Annotated in this window: 24 protein-coding genes; 8 read left to right on the plus strand and 16 right to left on the minus strand. The window is 70.0% G+C overall.

Features of this window, described 5'->3' with window-relative positions:
• Positions 1–3: 3 nt before the first annotated feature.
• The gene (locus J2X21_RS23095) at positions 4–957 is read left to right on the plus strand and encodes an esterase (protein WP_310332477.1); all 954 of its coding nucleotides are present in this window, start codon (positions 4–6) and stop codon (positions 955–957) included.
• 113 nt (positions 958–1,070) lie between these two features.
• On the opposite strand, the gene J2X21_RS23100 is transcribed toward J2X21_RS23095, so the two are convergent.
• Positions 1,071–2,801: a long-chain-fatty-acid--CoA ligase gene (locus J2X21_RS23100; protein WP_310332478.1), complete on the minus strand. Its 1,731-nt coding sequence runs from the start codon at positions 2,799–2,801 to the stop codon at positions 1,071–1,073.
• 54 nt (positions 2,802–2,855) lie between these two features.
• Positions 2,856–3,557, minus strand: a complete 702-nt coding sequence (locus J2X21_RS23105) for a DUF8198 family protein (protein WP_310332479.1) — start codon at positions 3,555–3,557, stop codon at positions 2,856–2,858.
• Between the two features lie 35 nt (positions 3,558–3,592).
• Between J2X21_RS23105 and J2X21_RS23110 the strand changes: the two genes are divergently transcribed.
• Complete coding sequence (locus J2X21_RS23110) at positions 3,593–4,456, plus strand: esterase/lipase family protein (protein ID WP_310332480.1); 864 nt, start codon at positions 3,593–3,595, stop codon at positions 4,454–4,456.
• Here J2X21_RS23110 and hppD read toward each other — a convergent pair.
• Together hppD and J2X21_RS23120 are read right to left on the minus strand one after the other, a co-directional pair.
• Positions 4,408–5,547 carry a 4-hydroxyphenylpyruvate dioxygenase gene (gene hppD, locus J2X21_RS23115; protein ID WP_310332481.1) on the minus strand — a complete coding sequence of 380 codons (1,140 nt, stop codon included), beginning with the start codon at positions 5,545–5,547 and terminating at the stop codon, positions 4,408–4,410. The genes J2X21_RS23110 and hppD overlap by 49 nt on opposite strands.
• A 117-nt stretch (positions 5,548–5,664) precedes the next feature.
• Positions 5,665–6,435, minus strand: a complete 771-nt coding sequence (locus J2X21_RS23120) for a substrate-binding periplasmic protein (protein WP_310332482.1) — start codon at positions 6,433–6,435, stop codon at positions 5,665–5,667.
• A 50-nt stretch (positions 6,436–6,485) separates the two neighbouring features.
• Between J2X21_RS23120 and J2X21_RS23125 the strand changes: the two genes are divergently transcribed.
• On the plus strand, positions 6,486–6,968 hold the full coding sequence (locus tag J2X21_RS23125; RefSeq protein WP_310332483.1) for an Lrp/AsnC family transcriptional regulator: 483 nt from the start codon (positions 6,486–6,488) through the stop codon (positions 6,966–6,968).
• A gap of 5 nt (positions 6,969–6,973) precedes the next feature.
• Here the strand turns inward: J2X21_RS23125 and J2X21_RS23130 are convergent, their stop codons facing one another.
• The 4 genes from J2X21_RS23130 to J2X21_RS23145 all read right to left on the minus strand — a co-directional run bounded on the left by J2X21_RS23130 (position 6,974) and on the right by J2X21_RS23145 (position 9,271).
• Complete coding sequence (locus J2X21_RS23130; RefSeq protein WP_310332484.1) at positions 6,974–7,807, minus strand: HDOD domain-containing protein; 834 nt, start codon at positions 7,805–7,807, stop codon at positions 6,974–6,976.
• A 65-nt stretch (positions 7,808–7,872) separates the two neighbouring features.
• Positions 7,873–8,112, minus strand: a complete 240-nt coding sequence (locus J2X21_RS23135) for a hypothetical protein (protein ID WP_310332485.1) — start codon at positions 8,110–8,112, stop codon at positions 7,873–7,875.
• Between the two features lie 75 nt (positions 8,113–8,187).
• Positions 8,188–8,379 (minus strand): hypothetical protein, encoded by a 192-nt coding sequence (locus tag J2X21_RS23140; RefSeq protein ID WP_310332486.1) that lies wholly within the window; start codon positions 8,377–8,379, stop codon positions 8,188–8,190.
• A gap of 304 nt (positions 8,380–8,683) precedes the next feature.
• Positions 8,684–9,271, minus strand: coding sequence for a hypothetical protein (locus J2X21_RS23145; RefSeq protein ID WP_310332487.1), 588 nt, complete (start codon positions 9,269–9,271; stop codon positions 8,684–8,686).
• A gap of 140 nt (positions 9,272–9,411) precedes the next feature.
• Here J2X21_RS23145 and J2X21_RS23150 point away from each other — a divergent pair, with 140 nt between their 5' ends.
• The gene (locus tag J2X21_RS23150) at positions 9,412–9,855 is read left to right on the plus strand and encodes a nuclear transport factor 2 family protein (RefSeq protein ID WP_310332488.1); all 444 of its coding nucleotides are present in this window, start codon (positions 9,412–9,414) and stop codon (positions 9,853–9,855) included.
• Here the strand turns inward: J2X21_RS23150 and fusA are convergent.
• Complete coding sequence (gene fusA, locus J2X21_RS23155) at positions 9,849–11,903, minus strand: elongation factor G (protein WP_310332489.1); 2,055 nt, start codon at positions 11,901–11,903, stop codon at positions 9,849–9,851. The genes J2X21_RS23150 and fusA overlap by 7 nt on opposite strands.
• 68 nt (positions 11,904–11,971) lie before the next feature.
• On the opposite strand from fusA, the gene J2X21_RS23160 reads away from it, so the two are divergent.
• The gene (locus tag J2X21_RS23160; RefSeq protein ID WP_310332490.1) at positions 11,972–13,456 is read left to right on the plus strand and encodes a M28 family metallopeptidase; all 1,485 of its coding nucleotides are present in this window, start codon (positions 11,972–11,974) and stop codon (positions 13,454–13,456) included.
• 73 nt (positions 13,457–13,529) lie between these two features.
• A complete protein-coding gene (locus J2X21_RS23165) occupies positions 13,530–14,723 on the plus strand; it encodes a PQQ-dependent sugar dehydrogenase (protein ID WP_310332491.1) in 1,194 nt (397 codons plus the stop codon).
• Positions 14,724–14,730: 7 nt separating this feature from the next.
• Here J2X21_RS23165 and J2X21_RS23170 read toward each other — a convergent pair whose 3' ends face one another.
• A complete protein-coding gene (locus tag J2X21_RS23170) occupies positions 14,731–15,186 on the minus strand; it encodes a hypothetical protein (protein WP_310332492.1) in 456 nt (151 codons plus the stop codon).
• 165 nt (positions 15,187–15,351) lie between these two features.
• Between J2X21_RS23170 and J2X21_RS23175 the strand changes: the two genes are divergently transcribed.
• Positions 15,352–17,904 carry an EAL domain-containing protein gene (locus J2X21_RS23175; protein WP_310332493.1) on the plus strand — a complete coding sequence of 851 codons (2,553 nt, stop codon included), beginning with the start codon at positions 15,352–15,354 and terminating at the stop codon, positions 17,902–17,904.
• Here the strand turns inward: J2X21_RS23175 and J2X21_RS23180 are convergent.
• The 4 genes from J2X21_RS23180 to J2X21_RS23195 all read right to left on the minus strand — a co-directional run bounded on the left by J2X21_RS23180 (position 17,901) and on the right by J2X21_RS23195 (position 20,618).
• Positions 17,901–18,257, minus strand: coding sequence for a hypothetical protein (locus tag J2X21_RS23180; protein WP_310332494.1), 357 nt, complete (start codon positions 18,255–18,257; stop codon positions 17,901–17,903). The two genes, J2X21_RS23175 and J2X21_RS23180, sit on opposite strands and share 4 nt — an antisense overlap.
• Before the next feature lie 83 nt (positions 18,258–18,340).
• On the minus strand, positions 18,341–19,756 hold the full coding sequence (locus J2X21_RS23185) for a CHASE3 domain-containing protein (RefSeq protein WP_310332495.1): 1,416 nt from the start codon (positions 19,754–19,756) through the stop codon (positions 18,341–18,343).
• 10 nt (positions 19,757–19,766) lie between these two features.
• Positions 19,767–20,177, minus strand: coding sequence for a response regulator (locus tag J2X21_RS23190; RefSeq protein WP_310332496.1), 411 nt, complete (start codon positions 20,175–20,177; stop codon positions 19,767–19,769).
• Positions 20,178–20,294: 117 nt separating this feature from the next.
• Positions 20,295–20,618, minus strand: coding sequence for a BON domain-containing protein (locus J2X21_RS23195; protein WP_310332497.1), 324 nt, complete (start codon positions 20,616–20,618; stop codon positions 20,295–20,297).
• Positions 20,619–20,808: 190 nt separating this feature from the next.
• On the opposite strand from J2X21_RS23195, the gene J2X21_RS23200 reads away from it, so the two are divergent.
• Entirely contained in the window at positions 20,809–21,459 is a 651-nt protein-coding gene (locus J2X21_RS23200; protein ID WP_310332498.1) for a response regulator, read from the plus strand.
• Positions 21,460–21,526: 67 nt separating this feature from the next.
• Here J2X21_RS23200 and J2X21_RS23205 read toward each other — a convergent pair whose 3' ends face one another.
• A complete protein-coding gene (locus tag J2X21_RS23205; protein ID WP_310332499.1) occupies positions 21,527–21,718 on the minus strand; it encodes a hypothetical protein in 192 nt (63 codons plus the stop codon).
• A gap of 105 nt (positions 21,719–21,823) precedes the next feature.
• The gene (locus tag J2X21_RS23210; protein WP_310332500.1) at positions 21,824–23,416 is read right to left on the minus strand and encodes an acyl-CoA dehydrogenase family protein; all 1,593 of its coding nucleotides are present in this window, start codon (positions 23,414–23,416) and stop codon (positions 21,824–21,826) included.
• Position 23,417: the final 1 nt, after the last annotated feature.

The raw sequence follows: 23,417 nt of genomic DNA on the forward strand, positions 1-23,417 counted from the left end.
TTCATGCAACGTGTTGTCTCCAAGAATCTGAAGCGCGGACTGGCCGCACTGGCGGCTGCAGCGCTGATGGCCGGCTGTGGCGGCGGGGGCACCTCGCAGATCGAGCCCTTCTCGCCCAACCGCATCATTGCCTTCGGCGACGAGAGCGGCGTGATCCTGCAAAGCGGCAAGCGCTATGGCATCAACGGTCTGGACAGCAGCACGCTGCAGATCGACTGCCGGATCAACCCGGTCTGGACGCAGCTGCTGGCCAGCGGCTTCGGCTTCGTGTTCCCGCAGTGCAACAGCGACTTCGTCGCGCTGCCGCAGGGCATCATGTACGCGGCCGCCGGCATCAAGGTGGCGGACGTGCGCAACCAGATCGACCAGCACCTGTCCAACAACCGCTTCGGCCCCAAGGACATCGTCGCCATCATGGTGGGTGTCAACGACATCGTGGAGCTGTACCGCCAGTTCCCGGCCATCAGCAGGGATTCGCTGATCAACGAAGCGCGCGCACGCGGCAAGCTGCTGGCCGAGCAGGCCAACCGCATCGCCAACGCCAACGGCCGCGTCGTCATCTCCACGATCTTCGACGTGGGCCTGACGCCTTTCGGCCAGAAGGAACGCGAGCAGCAGACCGACATCGACCGCGCGGCCTTCCTCGACGAGTTGAGCAACGCGTTCAACATCTCGATGCGGCTGAACCTGCTGAACGACGGCCGCCTGATCGGCCTGGTGCTCGTGGACGAAACCGTCCAGCAGATCGCGCGCTTCCCCGGCGCCTTCGGCTTCTCGGACGTGACGCAGGCCGCCTGCCGCACCGAGATCGCGGCGCAGGACTGCACGACCAACACGCTGCGCGCCGACGCCAGCGTGTCGCAGTGGCTGTGGGCCGGTGACCTGCTGCTGGGGCCGACGGCGCAGCAGCGCATCGGCGCGATGTTCCTGTCGCGCGCGCAGAACAACCCGTTCTAAGACCCCCGAGGCGCTCACGCGCCTCCCCCTCAAGGGGACGCAGCCAGTGGCCTGGCAAAGCCAGTTCCACGGTTGCTGCTTGAGTGGCGGCCGGCCTGCGGCGGCCTGGGAATTCAGGCGGTGCTGGTTCTGAGCTCGCGGCGCAGGATCTTGCCCACGTTGCTTTTGGGCAGTTCGTCGCGGAACTCGATGAACTTGGGCCGCTTGTAGGCCGTCATCTGCGTGGCGCAGTAGCTGGCCAGGTCTTCCTCGGCCAACGCCGGGTCGCTCTTGACGACGAACAGCTTCACGGCCTCGCCGGACTTGGTGTCCGGCACGCCCACCGCGGCGCACTCCAGCACGCCCGGGTGCATGTTGACGACCTGCTCGATCTCGGTCGGGTACACGTTGAAGCCGCTGACCAGGATCATGTCCTTCTTGCGGTCGACGATGCGCACATAGCCGCGCTCGTCCATGATGCCGATGTCGCCGCTCTTGAAGAAGCCGTCGGCGTACATGACGTTGGCGGTCTCGTCGGGGCGCTTCCAGTAGCCGGCCATGACCTGCGGGCCGCGGATGCAGATCTCGCCCCGCTCGCCGATGGCGAGGTCGCGGCCGTCGTCGTCGCGGATGGCGATCTCGGTGGACGAGATGGGCAGGCCGATGCTGCCGCTGAAGGCGCGCTGGTCCAGCGGGTTGATGGTGGCGGCCGGCGAGGTCTCGGACAGGCCATAACCCTCCACGACCGGGCAGCCGGTGACCTTCAGCCACTTCTCGGCCGTGGCCTGCTGCACCGCCATGCCGCCGCCGTTGGAGATGACCAGCTCGGAGAAGTCCAGCCGCGAGAAGCCGGGCTCGTTGGCCAGTGCGTTGAACAGCGTGTTGACGGCCGGGAAGATGTGCACCTTGTGGCCGCGCAGCGTGTCGATGAAGCCGGGGATGTCGCGCGGATTGGGCACCAGGATGTTGAGATGACCCATGCGCGCGCCCAGCATGAAGCAGGCCGTCAGCGCGAAGATGTGATACAGCGGCAGCGCGCAGACGTTGGTGAACTGCATGTCCTGCGGCAGCCGCGCCAGCATGGGCTGGAACCAGGCCTCCACCTGCAGGATGTTGGCAACGATGTTGCGGTGCAGCAGCGTTGCGCCCTTGGACAGGCCGGTGGTGCCGCCGGTGTACTGCAGGAAGGCGACGTCGTCAGGGCCCAGCTCGGGCTTCTTCAGGTGCAGCCGCTCGCCGTGGGCCAGCGCCTCGTTGAAGCGCACGACGGTGCAGCCATCGCCGACCGGCAGGCGGAACTCCGGCACCATCTTCTTCAGGTGGCGCACGGCGAAGTTGATCAGCGGGCCCTTCCACCAGTTCAGCAGATCGCCCATGGAGGCCAGCACGACGTGCTTCACGTCGGTGGCGGCGATGACCTCGGACAGCGTGTGCGCGAAGTTCTCCAGCACGATGATGGCCCGCGCCCCCGAGTCCTTCAGCTGATGCTCCAGTTCGCGCGGCGTGTACAGCGGGTTCACGTTCACGACGACGAAGCCCGCGCGCAGGATGGCCGAGATGGCCACGCCGTACTGCAGCAGGTTGGGCATCATGATGGCGACGCGGTCGCCCTGGCGCAGCCCCTGCGCCTGCAGCCAGGCGCCCAGGCTCTGCGACAGCTCGTCGATCTGCGAGAAGCGCATGCGCTGGCCCATGCAGATGGCGGCGTCGCGCTGCGCATGCGTGCGGAAGGCCTCGTTCAGCAGGTCCACCAGCGAGCGGTAGACGCTGGTGTCCACCTGGGCCGGCACGCCGGCCGGGTAGCTGGCCAGCCAGGGCTTGGCTGCGGTTGTCACCTGGGGGACTTCAGCAAGGACGGCAGTCATCGGCGGGCCTCTTCGCGGGGAGGCAAAGATGGTCGGGGCCGGGCGCGGTACGGACTAGGGGAGTTGCCCTAGGACCAAGGGATTTGCCTGAAACAAATCGCGAGCAAGTGTGCTTTCACGGTGTCGCACAGTGGACAGGAACTCGCCCGCGCCGCGCATGTCGCGGAAGGTGTCGAAGCCGGTTTCGAGAAAGGTCTGCAGCGCGCCCAGGCCGGCCAGCGTGGCCGGGCCGCGCATCAGCTTCAGCGACTGGCGCAGCAGCGGCTTGCGCGTGAGCTTGTCCAGCGACTCGCCCACGGCCATCGTCAACTCGATCTGCCGCTGGCGGGCCTCGGGCTCGCCGCAGGCGCGCCAGGCGATGGCGTATTCCTTGGCGGTGATGTCGGGCGACAGCAGGTGCTCGCCCATGCGCGTGTCCAGCCGCTCGGACAGCGCGTGCAGCTGCGCCAGCTTGGCGACCGTGTCCACCACCTCGGCGGGAAACAGCCGCGTCAGCGCGGGGATCACACGGGCGAACTGCGCGTCACGCTGGCGGTAGTCGCCGGGGCCGTACAGCTCGTGCAGGAAGAAGCGCGTGGCCGCCTCGTAGCGCGGCGTGGCCAGCAGGTCGGCGTAGGTGTGCGCGAAGCGGCGCTGCTGCCAGGTCTTCAGCGCCTGCACGCGCTCGTCCAGCTCGGGATCGGCGGCGCGCCGGGCGCGCTCGGCGTCGACGGCACGCAGCTCGTTCAGCAGGGATTCGGCGCTGGGTGCTTGCATGGCTCGCGCCGATTCTGCCTTCCTACACTGCGACGATGAACGGACGATTGCAGAGGATCTGGGTGCTGCTGCGGCTGTCGGTGGCGGTGCTCGTCGGCTGGCGCTTCGGCTGGGGCTGGGGCGTGCTGACGCTGGGCCTGCATGCGGCCATCCTGGCCGGCGGCTTCGTGCAACTGCGCTGGGTCAACCGGCCGGCGCCGGGCTGGGGTCAGCTCTTGCGCGCCTGGGCTCGGGAGGTGGTGGCCAGCGAGCTGGCGTTCTCGTGGCGGCAGCCCTGGCGCGAGTGGGCCCAGCCCGACCACCTGCCGGCGGGCGCGACGCAGGGCGTGCTGCTGGTGCACGGCTTTTCCTGCAACCGGGCGCGCTGGAACGGCTGGATGCAGCGGCTGCGCGAGCAGGGCGTGGCTTTCGTCGCGCCGACGCTGGAGCCGGCCTTCGGGTCCATCGACGCCTATGCCGACGACATCGAGGCCGGCGTGCAGAAGCTGATGGCGCTGACGGGCCGCATGCCCATCCTGTGCGCCCACAGCATGGGCGGCCTGGCCTTGCGGGCCTGGTGGCGCCGCTACGGCGCGGGCCACGAGGCGCCGCATGTCGTCACGCTGGGATCACCCCACCAGGGCACGCGCATGGCCGCTTTAGGCTTCGGCGTGAACACGCAGCAGATGCGCCTGGGCAGCCGCTGGCTGGCGGAGCTGCCCGGCCTGCCGGACGTGGACTGCTTCTGGACGCCCTGCGACCAGATCGTCAACCCGGCCGAGCGCGCCATCCTGGCCGGCGCGCGGGCGCACCGGCTGGACGGCGTGGGCCACATGGGCCTCGTCCATTCGGACGAAGCCTGGCAACTGGTTCAGACGGCCTTGGCGGGTTCGTCCTTCAAAACGCCGCGGCGGATCTGATCCAGCTCGATGCTCTCGAACAGCGCCTTGAAGTTGCCTTCGCCGAAGCCCTCGTTGCCCTTGCGCTGGATCAGCTCGAAGAAGATCGGGCCGATGACTTCCTTCGTGAAGATCTGCAGCAGCAACTCCTTCTCGGCGCCCAGGTGGGCGGCGCCGTCGATGAGGATGCGCAGCCGGCGCAGTTCGTCAACGTTCTCGCCGTGGCCCGGCAAGCGCTTGTCGATGAGGTCGAAGTAGGTCTCGATGGTGTCCTGGAACACCACGCCACCCGTCTTCATGCCTTCCACCGTGCCGTAGATATCGGTCGTGCCCAGCGCCACGTGCTGGATGCCCTCGCCGTGGTACAGGTCCAGGTACTCGGCGATCTGGCTCTTGTCGTCGCTGCTCTCGTTGATCGGGATGCGGATCTTGCCGCAGGGGCTGGTCATGGCCTTGCTCTTCAGGCCGGTCAGCTTGCCCTCGATGTCGAAGTAGCGCACCTCGCGGAAGTTGAAGAAGCGCTCGTAGAACTCCGACCACTCCTTCATGCGGCCGCGGAACACGTTGTGCGTCAGGTGGTCGATCTCGGTCAGGCCGTTGCCCACCGGATTCGGGTCCACCGGCTGGCCTTGCGCGTCCAGCAGCGGCACGAAGTCCACGTCATAGATGCTGATGTTGCCGATGGCGCCGGCTGCAGCGCCGCCCTTGCCCTGCCAACGGTCGACGAAATAGATCAGCGAGTCGCCGATGCCCTTGATGGCCGGGATGTTCAGCTCCATCGGGCCGGCCTTGTTGTCGAAGCCCCAGGCGCCCAGCTCCAGCGCGCGCTGGTAGGCGTGGGCGGCGTTGTCGACGCGGAAGGCGATGGCGCAGATGGATGGGCCGTGCAGCCGCGCGAAGCGCTGTGCGAACGAATCCGTCTCGGCGTTGATGATGAAGTTGACGCCGCCCTGGCGGTACAGCGTCACGTTCTTGTGGCGGTGCTTGGCGACGGCGGCGAAACCCATCGTGCGGAACAGCTCGCCCAGGGCTGCCGGATCGGGCGCAGCGAACTCGATGAACTCGAAACCGTCGGTGCCCATGGGGTTGTCCCAGGGAGTGAACTTGGCCATGGTTGCCTCGTGAGCTGTCTCTAGAAGCTGAAAATTCTGCGGCGCCGGGCTCGCAGAATTCATGCAAACTATGGCGCCAATTTTTGAAACAGCGCAGGAATCATGCGCTGGTGCTGGCTATGGCGCCGGCCATTCGGTCAGTCCGTAGCCGGCCAGGATGGCTTTCAGGCGTCCGCTCCGGCGCAGCTTGAGCATGCCTTCGCTGAAGGTGCGCGCGTAGTCCTGGGCCTGGGGATGGCGGGGCGACAAGGCCAGATAGGCGTAGCTGGGCGCTTCGCAGCCGGCGCTGCGGGCGGCCAGCTCGGGGTGCAGCTTGACCGTGTAGGCGACCAGGCTCTCCTCCTCGATGAAGGCCGCCATGCGGCCCAGCTTCAGCCGGCGCAGCATGCGCTCCGTCAGGCTGTCGCCGGTGTGGACCTCGAAGCGCCGCGGGGTGGCCTTGATGGCGGTGTCCAGCGCCGCGCCGTAGGAGTAGTCGCGGATGACGCCCACCAGGTCTAGCTCGTCCAGGCTGGCCGGGCCGCGGTAACGCCAGGCGCTGTCTCGCCGCGTGAACACGCAATAGCGGTTGCGCGAGATCGGCTGCTCGGGGAAGACGAAGTCCGGCGCCTCGCTGCGGAAGGTGGACGGCGTGGCCGTGTAGGTGCCGGCGCGCACGTCGAGCAGCGCGCGGCTGTAGTTCTGGTTGACCAGGCGCACGCGATGGCCGGCGGCGCCGAAGATCTCGCGCACGATGTCCACCGTGAAACCCTCCTGCGCCGCGCCGGCCCTGCAGCTGAACGGGCACCAGTAGCTGGGCGACGCCAGCACGATCTCGTCCGCCCGTGCCGGTGCGGCGGCCGCGAGCAGCATCGTCAGCAAAGAGGCCGCCAGGCGACGGTTGGACATGGTTTCACTGTAGGCGCCGGACGGCACATGAAAGCTGCACAATTTCCCGCATGGACGCCCCTCTTGAGCTTGACGCCATCGACCGCCGCATCCTGCGCGCGCTGCAGCTGGATGGCCGCCTGACCTACGACGCACTGGCCGCCGAGGCCGGCCTGTCTTCGTCAGCCGTGCTGCGCCGCGTGCGCCGGCTGGAGGAGACCGGCGTCATTGGCAGCTACGTGGCGCTGGTGCCGCCCGAGCGTGTGGGCCTGGGCCTGACGGCCTACATCAACGTGAGGCTGGAGAAGCAGACCGAGAGCCCGCTGCGCAACCCGCGCGATCTGTTCCGCGCCGCCGTCCAGACCTGGCCCGAGGTGGTGGAATGCGCCGCTCTGACCGGCGAGATGGACTACCTGCTGCGCGTGCTGGTGCAGGACATGCAGCACTACGCCCGCTTCATCAGCGACACGCTGCTGATGCACCCCAGCGTGCAGGACTGCAAGACCAGCTTCGTGCTGGAGCGCCTGAAGAACACGACGGCCGTGCCGGTGTAGGGCGGTCAGTCGAATTCGTGAAGGAGCTTCAGCGTGTGCGCTTCGCTGAGGTTCAGCAGTTCGGCGATGTCGTGCAGGTCGTCGGGCACGCCGGCGTCGTCCCAGCCGCGCGCGGTGTGGCGGGCCACGCGCACGGCCAGCTGCACGCAGCGCACCTGCGGGTCGTGCTCGTGCTTGTCGTTGGTGATGCGCGTCAGCAGCTCCGGCAGGTGCCAGTGCTTCATCAGCGCCTGTTCCAGGTCGGCCAGTTCTATGCCCAGCACCTGGCGCTGCGCGGCGGCGCTGCGCAGGTGGCGGTCGGCGTCCTGCAGCGCCGCGATCTGCAGCGCCAGCGCGGGCGCGTGCACCCACAGCAGCATCTCGGCGAAGTCGTGCAGCAGTGCCGCGCTGTGGATGACGGCGGCGTCGGGGTCGGCGCGGTGCGCGGCAAAGCCCAGCGCATAGCGCGAGGCCCGCTCGGCGCGCTGCATCACGCGCGACAGGCCCAGCAGCGCCTCGTCATGGTCGGCCAGCACGGCGTCCAGCGTCGGCTGCGGACCGAAGGTGCGGAAGAAGGGGGTGATGCCCATCAGCACCAGCGCGGCGGTCACCGTCTCCGGGTCGGCCATCAACCGGCCGCGCCGCAGTTCGCTGGCGTGGGCCATCACCTTCAGCGTCATCAGCGGGTCGGTGGCGATCAGCTCGCCCAGGCCATGGGCGTCCACGTCGTCTTCGGTGGCACGCATCAGCTCCAGTGCCTCGGCCGTCTCGGCCAGCACCGGGATCTCTGCGCGCGCGAACGCCTGGACCCAGGCGTCCAGCGTGGGCAGCGGCGTGGTGAGGCGCAAGCGTTGGGACATGACCCGATGCTAGGACGGGTCGGGGTCGCATGGTCTGTCCATGCGACCCCTATTTGCGCGTCAGTTCACAGGCGCTTGACGCCATCCAGCTGCGCCACCAGTTGGCCGTCGACATAGAGCGCCCCTTCGGGCGCCCCGGCTTCGGCATAGAACTCCAACTGGTTGCGGGCGCGGCGGCGCCGGCGGTAGGCGGGCGAGAACACCAGCCGGATCGCGCGGGCCGCGCGCTTGATGCGGACCCAGCGGCGGGCCCAGGCGTCGTGGGTTTCGGCGGCGTCGGGGCCGCGCAACTCGATCAATCTCATGAGGGTCTCCTTGGCACCGGGCCGGCCCTCATGACATGGATCGGTCATGGACGAGGGGCGGGCGGTGCTGGCTTGTCAGGGGCTGTCGTCGGGGAAGCGTTCGCGCAGCAGGCGTCGCAGGTCCAGGCGGGCCTGCTGGCGCTGGGCGCGGGCGTCGTCCGGGCTCTGATGTCGGCCGGCCTGGCGTTTGAGTGCCGGCGCGACGAACGGATTGCGCGGTTTGCGCAGGTTCAGTTGCATCGGACGGGGGGAGGTGAACTGGGGCATGGAGTGCTCCGGTTGATGCCGCGCGAGGCGCGACGGGCCATGCAGCGGCTGGACCCGGTTGGGCCTGGCTTTTGCAATGAAGAAAGGGGCGCCCGGGGCTTGCGCTCGAGGCAAGCGGGCCGGGCAGGTCAGGGGCTTGGGGTGCGACCTCGCCGTGGCGCCTGGGGACTTCAGCGGCGCGACTTGCGCAAATGATAAACAAACGTTGCTCTTGCGCAAGCGGTTTTTATCCAACATCCCTAACGTGCGGGGAGGTCGACGTCCAATGACGGATGCGCAGAACGATCTGCGCGCCGTGCTGCCGTCAGCGCTTCTTGGGCTTCAGCGGTGCGACGCCGGACTGCAGCTTGCGCCACTCATCCAACTCGGCCTGCGGGCTGGGAGCGGCGGACTTGGCGGCCGGGCGCGGCGCGGCGGCGGGCTCGGGCGTCAGCACCTCGCCCAGCAGGTCCAGCAGCCGCGTGCGGGCGCGCTGCGGATGGCGGCGGTAGTAGGTCAGCACCAGGCCGATGATGAAGCGCTCGTCGTCGTCCTGGGGCGTACTGGGCGAGGGCTCCGGTGGTGGCGGAGCGACGTGGCCAAGGGCGGCCGCCATCGAGGTGATGGGCACCGGGCCGGCGACGACGGCGCCATGCTCCAGGTCCATCCAGCCGGGTGGCTTGTGACACAGCTGCTCGAACTGGCGCGCCAGCCGTTCACCGATCTGACGCGAGCGGCCCTTGATCTGGCTCCAGTAGCTGGGCTGGATCTGCAGCCGTTCGGCAAAGCGCCGCTCCAGGCCACGCAAGGTGGCCGCATCGGGGTGTTTGACGGTGGCGCTGACGAACTCTTCGAACAGCCGCATCGCGTTGTCCAAGCGGATCTGCGCGACGTCGCGGGGGGCGGCAGGCATGGGGCGGATGATAAATGAGCGTTCATCTCCGAGATTTCGCCGTAGGAGAGCGCCGACCGGCCGGCGGTGGCAACGCCTATCGAAGCGGCGCCTCACGCCACCCATATTGAGAGGGTTCTCACCCGATCAAGGAGATCTCAATGCCTTCCACCGACAGCACCCTCATCGCGCTGGAGAAGAAGTTCTGGCAGTCGATGGTGGACGAAGACACCGACACCGCGCTGGCCATGCTGGACGAGCCTTCGCTGATGGTCAGTTCGCATGGCGCCATGCAGTTCAGCCACGACCAGTACCGCGAGATGGCCGAGAACGGCAGCATGGTCATCAAGTCCTTCGAGCTCAGCGACATGCAGGTCATGTACCCCAACGACGACACCGCCGTGCTGACCTACCGCGTCAAGCAGGCCATCGCGATGCGGGGCAAGTCGGGCGAAATCGAGCAGGAGATGGCCGATTCCACCGTCTGGGTGCGCAAGGACGGCGAATGGCGCTGCGTGATGCACACCGAGACCGAGATCGACGACGCCGGCAATAAGAAGCCCGCCGCGAAGAAGGCCTCAGCCAAGGCCAGGCCGGCTCACTGATCCTCGTCGCCCGCCTTGTAGGCGCCGACCAGCGTCGTCTGCGTGTTGGGCGGCACGGCCTCGTAGTGCGACAGCAACAGCGTGTAGCGCCCCTGGCCGGCCGTCATCGCGTTCAGCCGCGTCTGGTAGCTGGCCAGTTCGGCCAGCGGCGCCAGCCCCTGCACGACGAGGCTGCCCGGCACGGCGGCACGCGTGCCGTTGACCTGGCCGCGGCGCGAGGCCAGGTCGCCGGTGATGTCGCCGATGCTGGCATCCGGCGCCGTGATCTCGACCTGCACGATGGGCTCCAGCACCAGCGGACGGGCCTCGCGCACGGCCTCCATCAGCGCACGCCGGCCGGCCGTGACGAAGGCAATTTCCTTGCTGTCCACCGAGTGGTGCTTGCCGTCGTAGACCACCACGCGCAGGTCCACCAGCGGGTAGCCGGCGATGACGCCGCTGGCCAGCGCCGAGCGCACGCCCTTCTCGACGGCCGGCATGAACTGGCCCGGGATGGTGCCGCCCTTGACCGCGTCGACGAACTCGAAGCCGGCGCCGCGCGCCAGCGGCTCGATGCGCAGGTAGACCTCGCCGAATTGGCCCGCGCCGCCGCTCTGCTTCTTGTGGCGGTAGTGGCCCTCGGCCGGCGCCGAGATGGTCTCGCGGTAGGCGATGCGCGGCGGCTGCGTGACGACCTCGCCCTTGTACAGCTCGCGCACGCGGTCCAGCAGCAGGCGCAGGTGCAGTTCGCCCAGGCCGTAGACCAGCGTCTGGTGCGTCTCGCCGGCCTGCTCGATGCGCAGGCACGGGTCTTCGTCCACAAGCCGGGCCAGCACCTCCCACAGCTTCTGCTCGTCGCCGCGCCGCGCCGGGCTGATGGCCAGGCCGTGCACCGGCGTCGGGAAGTCCAGCGGCTTCAGAAAGATGTGCTCGTCCTCCTGCGCGTCGTGCAGCACGGCATCGAAGGCGATGTCCTCCACCTTGGCGACGGCGCACAGGTCACCTGGCAGCGCCTCTTCGATGTCCACGTGCCTGGCCCCCTGCATCATGAACAAATGGCCCACGCGAATGGGCTTGCGCGCATGGCCCACGAACAACATGCCGCCCTTGGCGACCCGGCCCTGATGCACGCGCATGACGCCCATCTTGCCGAGGTAGGGGTCGGCGACGATCTTGAACACATGGGCCAGCACATGCGCCGCCGGGTCGGGGGTGGCGGGGTAGGGCGCGGGTTCGGCGCCCTTGCCTTCGAGGAAGGGCGGCGGGTTGCCCTCGGCCGGGTTGGGCATCAGCGCCTCGATGGCGGCCAACAGCTCGCTGACGCCGGCGCCGGTCTTGGCCGAGCAGAAGCAGACCGGGATCAGATGGCCCTCGCGCAGCGCCTGCTCCAGCGGCGCGTGCAATTCCTTCGGGTCCACGTCGCCGTCGGTCAGGTAGCGATCCACGAAGGCGGCGTCCACCTCCACCACCTGCTCCACGAGCGCGCGGTGCGCATCGGCAACGGACGAAAAATCGGCCTCTCCCGAGGCCGCGAAGAAGCAGTCCGCCACGCGCTTGCTGCCGTCGGCGGGCAGGTTCAAGGGCAGGCATTCCTTGCCGAACACATCGCGGATCTGCGCCAGCAACGCCGGCAGGTCCAGCTCCGGCGCGTCGATCTTGTTGACGACGATGAGCCGCGCCAGCCCGCGCTCGCCCGCGGCGGCCAGCATGCGCTGCGCCATCAGCTCGATGCCGTTCTGCGCGTTGATGACGACGATGGCCGTGTCGGTCGCCTCCAGCGCCGGCAGCGCCTGGCCGACGAAGTCGGGCGCGCCGGGCGTGTCGATGGCATGCACGCGAATGCCGCCATGGGTGAAGTGCGCGAGGCTGGACTGCAGCGAATGCCCCAGCCGTTTCTCCAGCGGGTCGTGGTCGCTCACCGTGCTGCCGCGCTCGATGCTGCCGGCCTGCGGGATGGCGCCGGCATGCGCCAGCAGCGCGTCCAGCAGCAGCGTCTTGCCGGCCGCGGCCGGGCCGACCAGCGCGACCGTGCGGATCGCGCTCACTCGTGGATCCAGGCTTTCGCTCATCGGACTCTCCTCGGTGGTGACTCAGCGTAGAAGAACCGGGGCGGCACGGCAAGGGCAGAATCTTTTTCATGCACGCCCGACTCAGCGCTCTCGCCTTCGCCCTGCTGGCCACCTCGGCCCAGGCCCAAACGCCCGCCGACGACCTGAAGGCCATGCTGGCCGACGTCAGCGCCTCGCGCATCGAGGCGCGCATCCGCAAGCTGGTGTCCTTCGGCACGCGGCACACGCTGTCCGACATCGCGTCGGACACGCGCGGCATCGGCGCCGCCCGGCGCTGGATCACGGCCGAACTGCAGGCCTGCGCCAAGGCCTCGGGCGGGCGGTTGAAGGTCGAGGAGCAGAGCTTCATCGAGCCCGCCGGCGCGCGTGTGCCGCAGCCGACCGAGCTGGTCAACATCGTCGCGACGCTGCCGGGGCGTGGCGCCAGCAAGGGACGCTATCTGGTCGTCAGTGGCCACTACGACTCGCGCAACAGCGATGTGATGGACTCGCTGGGCGAGGCGCCGGGCGCCAATGACGACGCGTCTGGCACCGCCGCCGTGATGGAGCTGGCCTGCGTGATGGCCAGCCGCCAGTTCGACGCGACGCTGGTGTTCATGGCCGTGCCCGGCGAGGAGCAAGGCCTGCTGGGCGCCGCGCAGTGGGCGCGCGATGCGCGCGCGGAGGGCCTGAACGTGGAGGCCATGATCACCAACGACATCGTCGGCAGCTCGCGCGGCGACGCCGGCCAGCATGATCCCAAGCGCATGCGGCTGTTCGCCGACGGGCTGGACCCGTTGGTGCGCCTGCTGCTGCAGGCCCAGGCCAACCGCCCCGCGACGCCGGCCGACCAGAAGGCCTTCGCTGCGATGCAGGCCGAGCTGCTGCCGCTGCTGCAGGCCGGCGCCAACGAGGACCTGCCCACGCACCAGCTGGGTCGCCACCTGAAGGCCGCCGCCGAAAAGGCCATGCCCGGCTTCACCGTGCAGCTGATCCAGCGGCGCGACCGCTACCTGCGCGGCGGCGACCACATTCCCTTCCTGGAGCGTGGCTACGCGGCCGTGCGCTTCACGGAGCCGTTCGAGAACTTCGCCTACCAGCACCAGAACCCGAGGGTCGAATGCCCCCAGGCTGACGGTTCCCGTCAGCCGCCCCCCGAGGGGGGCAAGGCAGCTAGAGGCGGCTCGTCGCTGCCTTGCGAGAACGGCGTCGTCTATGGCGACCTGCCCGAGTTCGTCGACTTCAACTACGTGGCCGACGTCAGCCGCGCCAACCTGGCCGGCCTGGCCACGCTGGCCTGGGCGCCGGCGGCTCCGAAGGGCGTGCGGCTGGATGCCAGCGGCCTGACCAACGACTCCACGCTGGAGTGGGCCGCCAGCGACGACCCGGAGGTGGCCGGCTACCGCGTCGTCTGGCGCGACACCGATTCGGCCACCTGGCAGCAGGCCAAGGACGTGGGCAAGACCACGCGCGTGACGCTGCCGGTCAGCAAGGACAACGTGGTGTTCGGCGTGCAGGCGCTGTCGGCCAAGGGCTATGCCAGCCTGGCCAGCTACCCGCTGCCCAAGCGCTGACGGCAAGATTTGCTTACGCCGCCGCGGCGGCATTGCGCGATATTGCAGGGGCCCTCACGTCAGGAAGCCCTGCATGCGCATGCCTCCGCCCCCTTCCCCGCGACTCGCCTGGTGCCTGGGTCTGGCCTTGCTGGCGGCCTGTGGCGGCGGCGGTGACGGCAGCACGCCGTCGCCGGCTCCTGCACCCGCTCCCACGCCGGCTCCGGCGCCACCACCCGCGACGGCGCCACGCGTCACGGCCCAGCCGGTGCAGCTGGACAGCCCCTGGGGCATGGCTGTGCTGCCCGACGGCAGCTGGCTGGTCACGCAGCGGCGCGGCAGCCTGGCGCGCGTGGCGGCCGACCTCGCCAACCGCCAGACCATCAGCGGCACGCCCACGGTCGACAGCGCTGGCCAGGGCGGGCTGCTGGATGTGGCGCTGGACCCGGACTTCGACACCAACGGCTTCGTCTACCTGAGCTACGCCGAGCCCGGCAGCGGCGCCGAGGCGGGGCGGTCCGGCACCGCGGTCGCGCGGGCGCAGCTGTCGGGCAATGCCTTGTCGGGCCTGACCGTCATCTTCCGCCAGGCGCCCAAGGTCAGCGGTGGCGGCCACTACGGCTCGCGGCTGGTGTTCGCGCGCGACAAGACGCTGTTCATCACGCTGGGCGAACGCCAGCAGGGCAGCCCGGCGCAGGACGTCGCGCAGACGCTGGGCAAGGTGGTGCGCGTGAACCGCGACGGCAGCATCCCGGCCGACAACCCGTCCTTCGGCAACGGCGCGCGGCCGGGCTTGTGGAGCATGGGCCACCGCAACCCGCAGGGGGCGGCGCTGCATCCGGTCACCGGCGAGCTGTGGGTCAGCGAGCATGGCTCGCAGGGCGGCGACGAGATCAACATCGCCCGCGCCGGTGCCAACTACGGCTGGCCCACGGTCAGCTACGGCTGCAACTATGGCGACCCGGTGGGCACCGCCTGCGCCATCGGCGGCGGCACACATGCGCCGCGCTTCGTCGAGCCGCTGACCTGGTGGGTGCCTACGTCCATCGCGCCGGCCGGCATCGCGTTCTACAACGGCGCGATGTTCCCCGAGTGGCAGGGCAATCTGTTCGTCGGCGCGCTGGCCGGCCAGGCGCTGTGGCGGCTGACGCTGGCCGGCGACACCGTCGCCAGCCGCGAGCGCCTGTTCGACAACCTCGGCGAACGCATACGCGCCGTCAAGCCGGCGGCCGACGGCGCGCTGCTGCTGCTCACCGACAGCGGCAAGCTGCTGCGAGTGGCGCGCTGATCACGCGTCAGTGGCGGTGGCCGTGGCCGCGATCCCGGTCGTGGTGGTCACGGTGATCGTGGCGATCATGCCTGTCGTGGCGGCGATGGTCGTGGTGATGGCGGTCGCGATGGTGATGGTGTTGCACCACATGCCCGCGATACCAGCGGTCTTCCACGAAGTACACGGGCGCACCGCAGGCGCCGTAGCGGCCGCAATGGCGGTTCCAGTGGCGGCGATGGTCGGGCGGCACCCACAGGTAGACCGGCTCACGGTGGCTGGGCCGGCCCACGTAGACCGGCTGCGGCGCGATCAGCACCGGGTGCGGGTAGCGGCCGATGTCCACGCGGCCGTATACGCCCGGCTGGCTGAAACCGATGGATACACCAACGTCCGCGGCCTGGGCCGAGCTGGCAGTCAGGCCGGCCAGGCCCAGCAGCATGGGGGCGAGCCAGCGGGTGAGGGAGTGGCGCAGTGAGGTCATTTCAAACTCCTGTTGCGGCGGTTGCCGCTTGGCGCCCATTGAACGCGACGGCACCGACCTCGGTTGGCTGCGGCGCTGTAACAAACGGCAGTACCGGCCTTGTCCTACAAGGGCCCTCTTTGGCGACCGGCAAGCTGGATGCTTTCGCAACCTGGAGCCCCTGACTTGACGAGCGCGCCCTTGCCCGCGGATGCCTTCGCGTCCGGCCACACCCCTTTGGGTGGGACGGTGCTCGCCCAAGCCTTGGCGCAGAACGCGCGCTTCCTGGAGCGCTGCAGCCGCCTGGCCGGCGTGGGCGCCTGGGAATGGGAGGCGCACAGCGGTGCGCTGGTCTTGTCCGACTCCGCCTGTGAGCTGCTGGGTTTGCCGGCGGGCAAGGTGCCGACGCTGGAGGCGTTGCTGGCGCGCTTCGGCCCCGATGGCGCTGCGATGCTGGACGCGGCGCTGCGCCGTGCGGCGCAGGATGGCGAAGGCTGGGACGTGGAGCTGCGCTGCGATGCGGGCTCGCGCGGATCACGCATGCTGCGCCTGGTGGGCGGGCGCGATACCGGCGAGGATGGCGACCGGGTGGGCGTCGTCATGCAGGACGTCACCGACACCGCCGCCGTGCGCGCCGAGCTGGAGCGCACGCTGGACCGGCTGGCGCTGGCCACGCATGGCGGCGGCGTGGGCGTGTGGGACCTGGACCTGCGCGCCGGCACGCTGGCCTGGGACGAGGTCATGTGGCGGCTGCACGGCGAGCCTGGCCACGGCCAGCCGATGAACATGGCGCTGTGGCGCCGCCGCCTGCTGCCGCGCGAGCGACGCACGGCCGGCCGCGCGTTGCGCGATGCGCTGAAGGGCGGCGCGCAACTGGAGGGCGAATGGCGCATCGCCTGGCCCGACGGCAGCGAGCATGTGCTGCGCGTGTCGGGCCGCGTGCTGCGCGACGGCGCTGGGCGCGCGTTGCGGCTGTCCGGCGTGTGCTGGGACATCAGCGAACAGCGCCGGTTGCGCCAGCAGCTGGAGGAGCAGCGCGAGCTGCTGGAGGTGACGCTTCAGTCCATCGGCGACGCGGTGCTGACCACCGACGCGCTGGGCCGCGTCAGCTGGCTGAACCCGGTCGCGCAGCGCCTGACCGGCTGGTCGGCGCTGGAAGCCATGGGCCAGCCGTCGGGCGAGGTGTTCCAGGCCTGGCGGGAGGATGGCTCGCAGCCGCTGACCGACCCTGTTCGCCAGTGCCTGGACAGCGGCGAGCCGGCGCAGATGCCGTCTGGCGCCATGTTGATGGGCCGCGACGGCCGCATGTGCGCGGTGGACGATTCGGTCGCGCCGATACGCGATGCGTCGGGCCGCGTGCTGGGTGCCGTGCTGGTGTTCCGCGACGTGACGCAGCAGCGCCGCCAGTTCGACGAGATCCGCTGGCGCGCCTGCCACGACGGGCTGACCGGCCTGGTCAACCGCACCGAGTTCAGCCAGCGGCTGGCGCGCAGCTTCGAGCGCGCGCGCCGCGACGGCAGTGAGCACGCCATCCTGGCCTTCGACCTGGACCGCTTCAAGCTCGTCAACGACCACTGCGGCCACGCCGCCGGCGACGAGGTGTTGCGCGAGGTCGCACGCCGGCTGGAGGCGGGCGTGCGCGCGCGCGACACGGTGGCGCGGCTGGGCGGCGACGAGTTCGCGGCCATCCTGGAGAACTGCTCGCTGGACGAGGCCCTGCACGTCGCGCAAAAGCTGTGCGACGCGCTGGATCAGTACCGGCACGTGGAAGGCGAGCAGAGCTTTCGCATCGGCGTCAGCATCGGCGTGGCGCCGCTGGATGGCCGCTGGCCCGATGCCGAGGCCGCGCTGCGCGAGGCCGATGCCTGCTGCATGATCGCCAAGGAGCAGGGCCGCAATCGCGTGCAGGTCTGGGCGCCGAACGACGCGACGCTGCGCGCCCACCAGAGCGAGCACCGCTGGGCCACGCGGTTGCAGCAGGCGCTGGACGAGGAGCGCTTCGAGCTGGACCTGCAGCGCGTGCTGCCGGCCCAGGGCGCGCAAGATGACGGCCGCATCCGCGGCGAGCTGCTGCTGCGGCTGCGCGAGCGCGACGGCAGCCGCGTGCTGCCCGGCGCCTTCATGCCGGCGGCCGAGCGCTTCCACATCGCGCCGCGGCTGGACCGCTGGGTGCTGCGCCAGGCCGTGGGGATGCTGCAGCGCGAGGGCGGGCCGGAGATTGCGTCGCTGGCGGTCAATGTGTCGGCGCTGACGCTGCAGGACGCCGCCTTCCACCAGGAGGCGCGCAGCCTGCTGCTGCAGCTGGGGCCGCAGCGCGCGTCCGCGCTGTGCCTGGAGATCACCGAGACGGCGGTCATCACGCGACTGACCGAGGCGGCCCGCTTCATCATGCAGATGCGAGCCCTGGGTGTGCGCATCGCGCTGGACGACTTCGGCGCGGGTGCGTCGTCGTACAGCTACCTGAAGGCGCTGCCGGTGGATGTGCTGAAGATCGACGGCCAGTTCGTGCGTGCGCTGATGACCGATCCGCTGGACCAGGTCGCCGTGCGCAGCTTCGTGGACGTGGCGCGCACGCTGGGGCTGACCACGGTGGCCGAGTGCGTGGAGACGCCCGAGGTGCTGCTGGAGTTGGTGCGACTGGGCGTGGGCGAGGTGCAGGGCTTCCTGCTGCACCGGCCGGAGCCGGTGGCCGGCGTGCTGACGGTGGCGGCCGAGGAGGCGCCGGTGTCCGTCTACTAGCGTCGCTGTGGCAGCGGCGCCTGCGCGCTGACGGCGCGGTCGTCGGTTCCGGCGGGCTTGTCCGGCGTGTCGCGGCCATCGGCCACGGCGCGCAGCGAGACCTGCAAGCCGCGCGCGAGCTGGTGCTGCCATTGCTGCAGCGTGTCGCCGGTCTGGCGCAGCGCGCTGCCCAGCTGCTGGCTCAGCGGTCGCTCATCCGCCAGCTGCAGCGCTGCCGTGGCCAGCAAAGCGCCGCCCAACATGACGGCAGCAACGGCGTGCACGCGGCGACGCGAACTCGGCGCGGGCGAGTAATCGTGCGACACGATGTGGGCGCCGGCAACGGGCGGTGCGGAAGGATGGTGGGCAGGCATGAGGCTCTCCGGCAGCTTGCGGCCAGTGTGGCGGCCGCGCCGGGGCGCTCGTGTCGGTGCCCGCAGGCAGGCGTTGTAGGACTTCAGGACGCTGCGGCGGCGTCGGGCGCGGCCGGCAGCGGCATCGGCGCGGACGGCGGCGCCGAGCGGCGTGGCAGCCGCGCCAGCACCAGCGTGCCGCGGCCCGGCGCGGACAGCAGCTGCAGCGTGCCGCCCAGGCTCTCGATGCGGTAGCGCATGCCCAGCAGCCCGTGGTGGCCCGAGCCCACGGCCTCGGGGTTGAAGCCCTGGCCGTCGTCGCGGATGTGCAGTTGCAGCCAGCCGTCGGCCTCGCCCAGCGACACCCGCACATGCTTGGCCTTGGCGTGGCGCAGCACATTGGTCAGCGCCTCCTGCACCAGCCGGTACAGGGCCAGGCGGTCGGCGTCGTCGGTGGGGTTCTCGGTCAGCTCCAGGCTCAGTTGCAGGCCGGAGCGCTGCGCGAACTCTGTGGTCAGGATCTCCAGCGCGGGGATCAGGCCCAGGTTGGACAGCGCCGACGGGCGCAGGTCTTCGATGATGCGGCGCTTCAGCGCGATGCCCTGGTCCAGCAGCTCGCTCATGTGCTTGAGCCGCTCGTCGATCTCGGGCGCCGCCGTCTTGGTCATGCGGCGGATGCGGGCCACGTCCAGCTTGGCAGCGGTCAGCAGCGCGCCCAGCTCGTCGTGCAGCTCGCGGGCCAGGCGGGCACGCTCGTCCTCGCGCACGGTCTGCAAATGCTGGGCCAGTTCGGTCAGCTCGGCCGTGCGCCGGGCCACCTCGCGGTCCAGCCGGTCGCGCTCGCTGGCCAGCTCGGAGGCGTGCTCGCGACGCGCCTTGTGCAAGGCCTCGTTGCGGCGCAGGAAGATGGCCAGGCCGAACAGGCTCAGCAGCGTCAGGCCGTGCACGCCCAGGCGGCCGTAGGTCAGCGACTTGAAGACGGCCTCGCGCTCGCGGGCGATCTGCGTCAGTTCGTGGCGGTCCAGCTGCACCACGGCGTCGCGCACCGCCTGCATCTTCTCGCGGCCGATGTCGGACTCCACCAGGCCCTGCCAGGCCGGCGTGTTGCCATCGCGGTAGAGCTTGACGACCAGCTGCAGCTCCGAGAGTTTCTCGTTGGCGCGCACGCTGGCGTCGTTGATGAGGGCGGCCCACTCGGAGCTCTCGTACTGGCCGCGCAGGCGCTTCAGCACGTCGGGCAGCTCGCGCTCGGCCTGGTGTACCGGCGCGAGGTAGTCGTCCCGACCGGTCAGCAGGAAGCCGCGCTGGGCGGTCTCCGCATTGGTCAGCAGCTCGCGCAGGCGCAGGCTGTCGTCGCGTGCGAGGTGGCGGGCCTGGGATTGCTTGAGGGCCTGGTCGGCGCCCCAGAAGGCGGCCTCGCTGACGCCCATGACGGCCGCCGCGGCCAGCGCGGCAAAGCCCACGGCCAGGCCGCGGTTGCGAGCCGCGCCCTCCAGCCAGGGGTCGAGATGACGCAGCACCGCGTGCCGTTCAGCCAACGGCTGCAGAGGGACCGGCAGAGCCAACGTCCGCCAGTTCGGCGCAGTAGCTGATGAGGTCGTCCAGTTCGCGGCTCTTGTCGAACACGCGTTCGGCACCTAGGCTGGCGCAGCGGCGGCGCATCTCGTCGGTCGCGTAGTTGGTCAGCACCACGCGCCGGGCCCGCACGCCCAGCTGCTGGGCGGCCTGCAGGACGCCCAGGCCGGTGCCGGAGCGCAGAAACACGTCAACGATGAACAGGTCGGCGTTGGCCTCGGGGTCCCGGCTCATCCAGCGCACCGCGCCGGCCTCGTCGGGCACCGAGCCCACCACCTCGACCTGGGCCAGCTCTTCCAGCGTGGCGACCAGGTTCTCCAGGATCACCGGGCTGTCTTCGACGATGAACGCTTTGAGTGCTGGCATGGCCCGACGGTTCGGCGGTATGGCGTGATGGGGATCAAGTATGGACCGCTTCTGCGTCGGGCCGGCAGCATGGGCAACGCGTCACGTTGTAGGAATAGTCCTAGGACGGTTACTAATTCACTGGGGTTGGCGGACCAGGATGTCGTTGCGCACCGCAACAACGCCCGAGGTCTCGCGCGCCAGCTTCTCGGCCGTGGCGCGCTCGTCGCCGCTCTTGGCAAAGCCCGACAGCTGCACCGTGCCCTTCAGCGTTTCGACGCTGATGGCCATGGCGCTGACGACCGGGTCGGCGGCGAACTTGGACTTGACGCGGGTGGTCAGCGTCGCGTCGTCGATGTACGAGCCGACGGTCTGCTGCTTGCTCGAGACGGCGCAGCCGGTGGTGCCCAGCGTGGCAATCAGGGCGGTGGCGAGGGCGAGGGACAGGACAGGCTTGTTCATGAGGTTTCTCCTTGTTGGGCGGCTCCGGGGCCGCTGGAGCGAACTATCGGAGTTGGCCCAGGGCGTCGGAATAGTCCCGCGGCTAGGGCCTCTGTCAGACATGTCCGGCGCATTTGTAGGACGCCCGCCGCTGGAGGCGGTGCCATGCGGCTGTTACGCTGAATGCATCACCTCTACAAAAGACGACACCATGATCCGCATCGGCATCGTTGACGACCACGCCATCGTGCGCACCGGACTGCGCCAGTTCCTGTCCGACCACGTGGACCTCCGCGTCACCGGCGAGGGCAGCAGCGGTCACGAGGCACTGGACATGGCCCGCAAGGGCGACGTGGATGTGTTGCTGCTGGACATCTCCATGCCCGACCAGAGCGGCGTGGACGCGCTGGCGGCCATCAAGGCGCGCTTCCCGGAGCTGCCCGTGCTCATCCTCAGCGGCTTTCCCGAGGCGCACTACGCGACGACGCTGCTGCGCCAGGGCGCCAGCGGCTACCTGAACAAGGAGTGCGATCCCGACGAGATCGCCAATGCGATCCGGCTGGTCGCGCGCGGCCGCCGCTACATCAGCCCGGCCGTGGCCGAGCAGCTGGCTGACAGCGTGGTGGGAGGCGGTACCGCCGGCGCCGCACCCGACAAGCCGCTGCACGAGGCGCTGTCGGAGCGCGAGTTCCAGGTCTTCCTGCGCCTGGCCCAGGGCGAGACCGTGGGCCACATCGCCGAGGCGCTGTTCCTCAGCGTGAAGACCGTCAGCACCTACCGCACCCGCGTGCTGGAGAAGCTCAAGCTCGCGACCAACAGCGACCTGACGTATTACGCGCTGAAGAACGGCCTGATCCAGTAAGCGGCGGGGCCATCAAAGACAAAGCCCCCGCGGCGCAGGCCGCGGGGGCTTTGTGTTTGAGGCGGCATCAGTAGGGGCCGTGGATGTCGTCGCCCGGCACATCGTCCAGCGTCCAGGGCTGGGCGGACTCGTAGCCCAGCACCGGGTCGGCCGCAGACGCATCGGCCGCGCCGGGCCACCAGCGAGTCAGTGCAGACAGCAGTGGGCGGCTGGGGGCGGCTTGGACGGCGGTCTCGAAGGGGCTGCTGTGGTCTGCCATGAGGGGCTCCTGAGGCTTGCTGACGTTGACGCCAGCATCTCCGAGCTTGGCGGGCGCACGCATCGGTGCGCGGCGTGTCGCCTTGTCGGACAAAGCCGACAAGGCTCAGCCGGCCAGCGCCGCTGCCAGGATCTGCGCCGCCTGCGGCACGGCCTGCGTGCCCAGCAGCCGGCCATCGCCGCCGAAGCGCGTCGCGATGAACGCGTCCGCCGCCGCGGTGGCCGACTGCTGGCGCATCAGCACGGCCTGCGCGCACAGCACCAGACCTTGCGCGACGCGGCGGGCCTGGGCTTCCAGTGCGGCGGGATCGCCGGTCAGCAAGCGTTTCAGCGCCGCGGCCTCGGCCTGCACCGGTGCGTCGGGGCTGGTGGCGAACCCGTCCAGCAGTGCCAGCGCGACATCGGGTTCGCGGGCCACGGCGCGCAGCACGTCCAGCGCCATCACATTGCCCGAGCCTTCCCAGATGGAGTTGACCGGCGCCTCGCGGTACAGCCGCGCCAGCACGCCATCTTCCACATAGCCGTTGCCGCCCAGCAGTTCCATCGCCTCGGCGCTGAATTCGATGGCGCGCTTGCAGACCCACAGCTTGGCGGCCGGCGTCATCAGCCGCTGCCAGGCCGGTTCACCATGCTCGAAGCCCTGCGCAAGCCGCAGCATCAGCCGCATCGCCGCTTCGCTCTCCAGCGCGAGGTCGGCCAGCACGGTCTGCATCAGCGGCTGTTCGGCCAGCGCGCGGCCGAAGGCGTGGCGCTCGCGCGCGTTGTGCAGCGCCTGGGTCAGCCCGGCGCGCAGCAGCGCGGCGCTGCCGATGACGCAGTTCAGCCGCGTGTAGCCGGCCATCTCGATCAGCGTCGGGATGCCCCGGCCCTCGTCGCCCAGCCGTTGCGCCCAGGCGCCGTGGAACTCGACCTCGCTGCTGGCGTTGCTGCGGTTGCCCAGCTTGTCTTTCAGCCGCATCACGTGCACCGCGTTGCGCGCGCCGTCGGGCGTGTAGCGTGGCAGCCAGAAGCAGGTGGGGCCGGCCTCGGTGCGAGCCAGCACCAGGTGCGCGTCGCTGGTGGGCGCCGAGAAGAACCACTTGTGGCCGGTGATGAGGTGGCTGCCGTCGCCCTGCTCGACGGCCGTGGTCGCCACGCGGCGCAGGTCCGAGCCGCCCTGCTTTTCGGTCATGCCCATGCCGACCCAGATCGAGGGCTTGTCGGCCAGCGGCACATCGCGCCCATCGTGCGCGCGGCTGAAGAACTTGTCGCGCAGCGGGCCGAACAGCTCGGGCTGCTTGGCCAGCACCGGGATGGCCGCCTGCGTCATCGTGGCCGGGCACAGGCTGCCGGCCTCCACTTGACCGTGCAGATAGCAGCCGGCCGCGAACGCCGCCCAGCGACCGGGCGTGTCGGTGGCGAACACGTCGGCCACCAGGCCTTGCCGCCGGTACATCGCCAGCAACTGGTGCCAGGCCGGGTGGAAGTCCACCGCGTCGATGCGCCGGCCGCGCGCGTCCAGCTGGCGCAGCTGCGGGCCATGGCGGTTGGCTTCGCGCGCCAGCTGCGCGGTCTCGGCGCTGCCCAGCTCGGCGCCGTAGCGCGTCAGCGGCTCCACGGCCTGGGGCGCGGCGGCGCGCAGCGCGGCCAGCAGCGCCGGGTCGGTGGCCAGCAGGTTGTGGCCGACCCACTCGTCAACGAGGTTGTCGGACGCGCTCATG

It is taken from the genome of Roseateles asaccharophilus (genome assembly GCF_031458115.1).
Taxonomy (GTDB): Bacteria; Pseudomonadota; Gammaproteobacteria; order Burkholderiales; family Burkholderiaceae_C; genus Pelomonas; species Pelomonas asaccharophilus_A.

Excerpts from the sequence above, each read along its gene's own strand:
- J2X21_RS23095 (WP_310332477.1), top strand. The coding sequence starts at position 4 with ATGCAACGTGTTGTCTCCAAGAATCTGAAGCGCGGACTGGCCGCACTG.
- J2X21_RS23100 (WP_310332478.1), bottom strand. The coding sequence starts at position 2,801 with ATGACTGCCGTCCTTGCTGAAGTCCCCCAGGTGACAACCGCAGCCAAG.
- J2X21_RS23105 (WP_310332479.1), bottom strand. The coding sequence starts at position 3,557 with ATGCAAGCACCCAGCGCCGAATCCCTGCTGAACGAGCTGCGTGCCGTC.
- J2X21_RS23110 (WP_310332480.1), top strand. The coding sequence starts at position 3,593 with ATGAACGGACGATTGCAGAGGATCTGGGTGCTGCTGCGGCTGTCGGTG.
- hppD (WP_310332481.1), bottom strand. The coding sequence starts at position 5,547 with ATGGCCAAGTTCACTCCCTGGGACAACCCCATGGGCACCGACGGTTTC.
- J2X21_RS23120 (WP_310332482.1), bottom strand. The coding sequence starts at position 6,435 with ATGTCCAACCGTCGCCTGGCGGCCTCTTTGCTGACGATGCTGCTCGCG.
- J2X21_RS23125 (WP_310332483.1), top strand. The coding sequence starts at position 6,486 with ATGGACGCCCCTCTTGAGCTTGACGCCATCGACCGCCGCATCCTGCGC.
- J2X21_RS23130 (WP_310332484.1), bottom strand. The coding sequence starts at position 7,807 with ATGTCCCAACGCTTGCGCCTCACCACGCCGCTGCCCACGCTGGACGCC.
- J2X21_RS23135 (WP_310332485.1), bottom strand. The coding sequence starts at position 8,112 with ATGAGATTGATCGAGTTGCGCGGCCCCGACGCCGCCGAAACCCACGAC.
- J2X21_RS23140 (WP_310332486.1), bottom strand. The coding sequence starts at position 8,379 with ATGCCCCAGTTCACCTCCCCCCGTCCGATGCAACTGAACCTGCGCAAA.
- J2X21_RS23145 (WP_310332487.1), bottom strand. The coding sequence starts at position 9,271 with ATGCCTGCCGCCCCCCGCGACGTCGCGCAGATCCGCTTGGACAACGCG.
- J2X21_RS23150 (WP_310332488.1), top strand. The coding sequence starts at position 9,412 with ATGCCTTCCACCGACAGCACCCTCATCGCGCTGGAGAAGAAGTTCTGG.
- fusA (WP_310332489.1), bottom strand. The coding sequence starts at position 11,903 with ATGAGCGAAAGCCTGGATCCACGAGTGAGCGCGATCCGCACGGTCGCG.
- J2X21_RS23160 (WP_310332490.1), top strand. The coding sequence starts at position 11,972 with ATGCACGCCCGACTCAGCGCTCTCGCCTTCGCCCTGCTGGCCACCTCG.
- J2X21_RS23165 (WP_310332491.1), top strand. The coding sequence starts at position 13,530 with ATGCGCATGCCTCCGCCCCCTTCCCCGCGACTCGCCTGGTGCCTGGGT.
- J2X21_RS23170 (WP_310332492.1), bottom strand. The coding sequence starts at position 15,186 with ATGACCTCACTGCGCCACTCCCTCACCCGCTGGCTCGCCCCCATGCTG.
- J2X21_RS23180 (WP_310332494.1), bottom strand. The coding sequence starts at position 18,257 with ATGCCTGCCCACCATCCTTCCGCACCGCCCGTTGCCGGCGCCCACATC.
- J2X21_RS23190 (WP_310332496.1), bottom strand. The coding sequence starts at position 20,177 with ATGCCAGCACTCAAAGCGTTCATCGTCGAAGACAGCCCGGTGATCCTG.
- J2X21_RS23195 (WP_310332497.1), bottom strand. The coding sequence starts at position 20,618 with ATGAACAAGCCTGTCCTGTCCCTCGCCCTCGCCACCGCCCTGATTGCC.
- J2X21_RS23200 (WP_310332498.1), top strand. The coding sequence starts at position 20,809 with ATGATCCGCATCGGCATCGTTGACGACCACGCCATCGTGCGCACCGGA.
- J2X21_RS23205 (WP_310332499.1), bottom strand. The coding sequence starts at position 21,718 with ATGGCAGACCACAGCAGCCCCTTCGAGACCGCCGTCCAAGCCGCCCCC.
- J2X21_RS23210 (WP_310332500.1), bottom strand. The coding sequence starts at position 23,416 with ATGAGCGCGTCCGACAACCTCGTTGACGAGTGGGTCGGCCACAACCTG.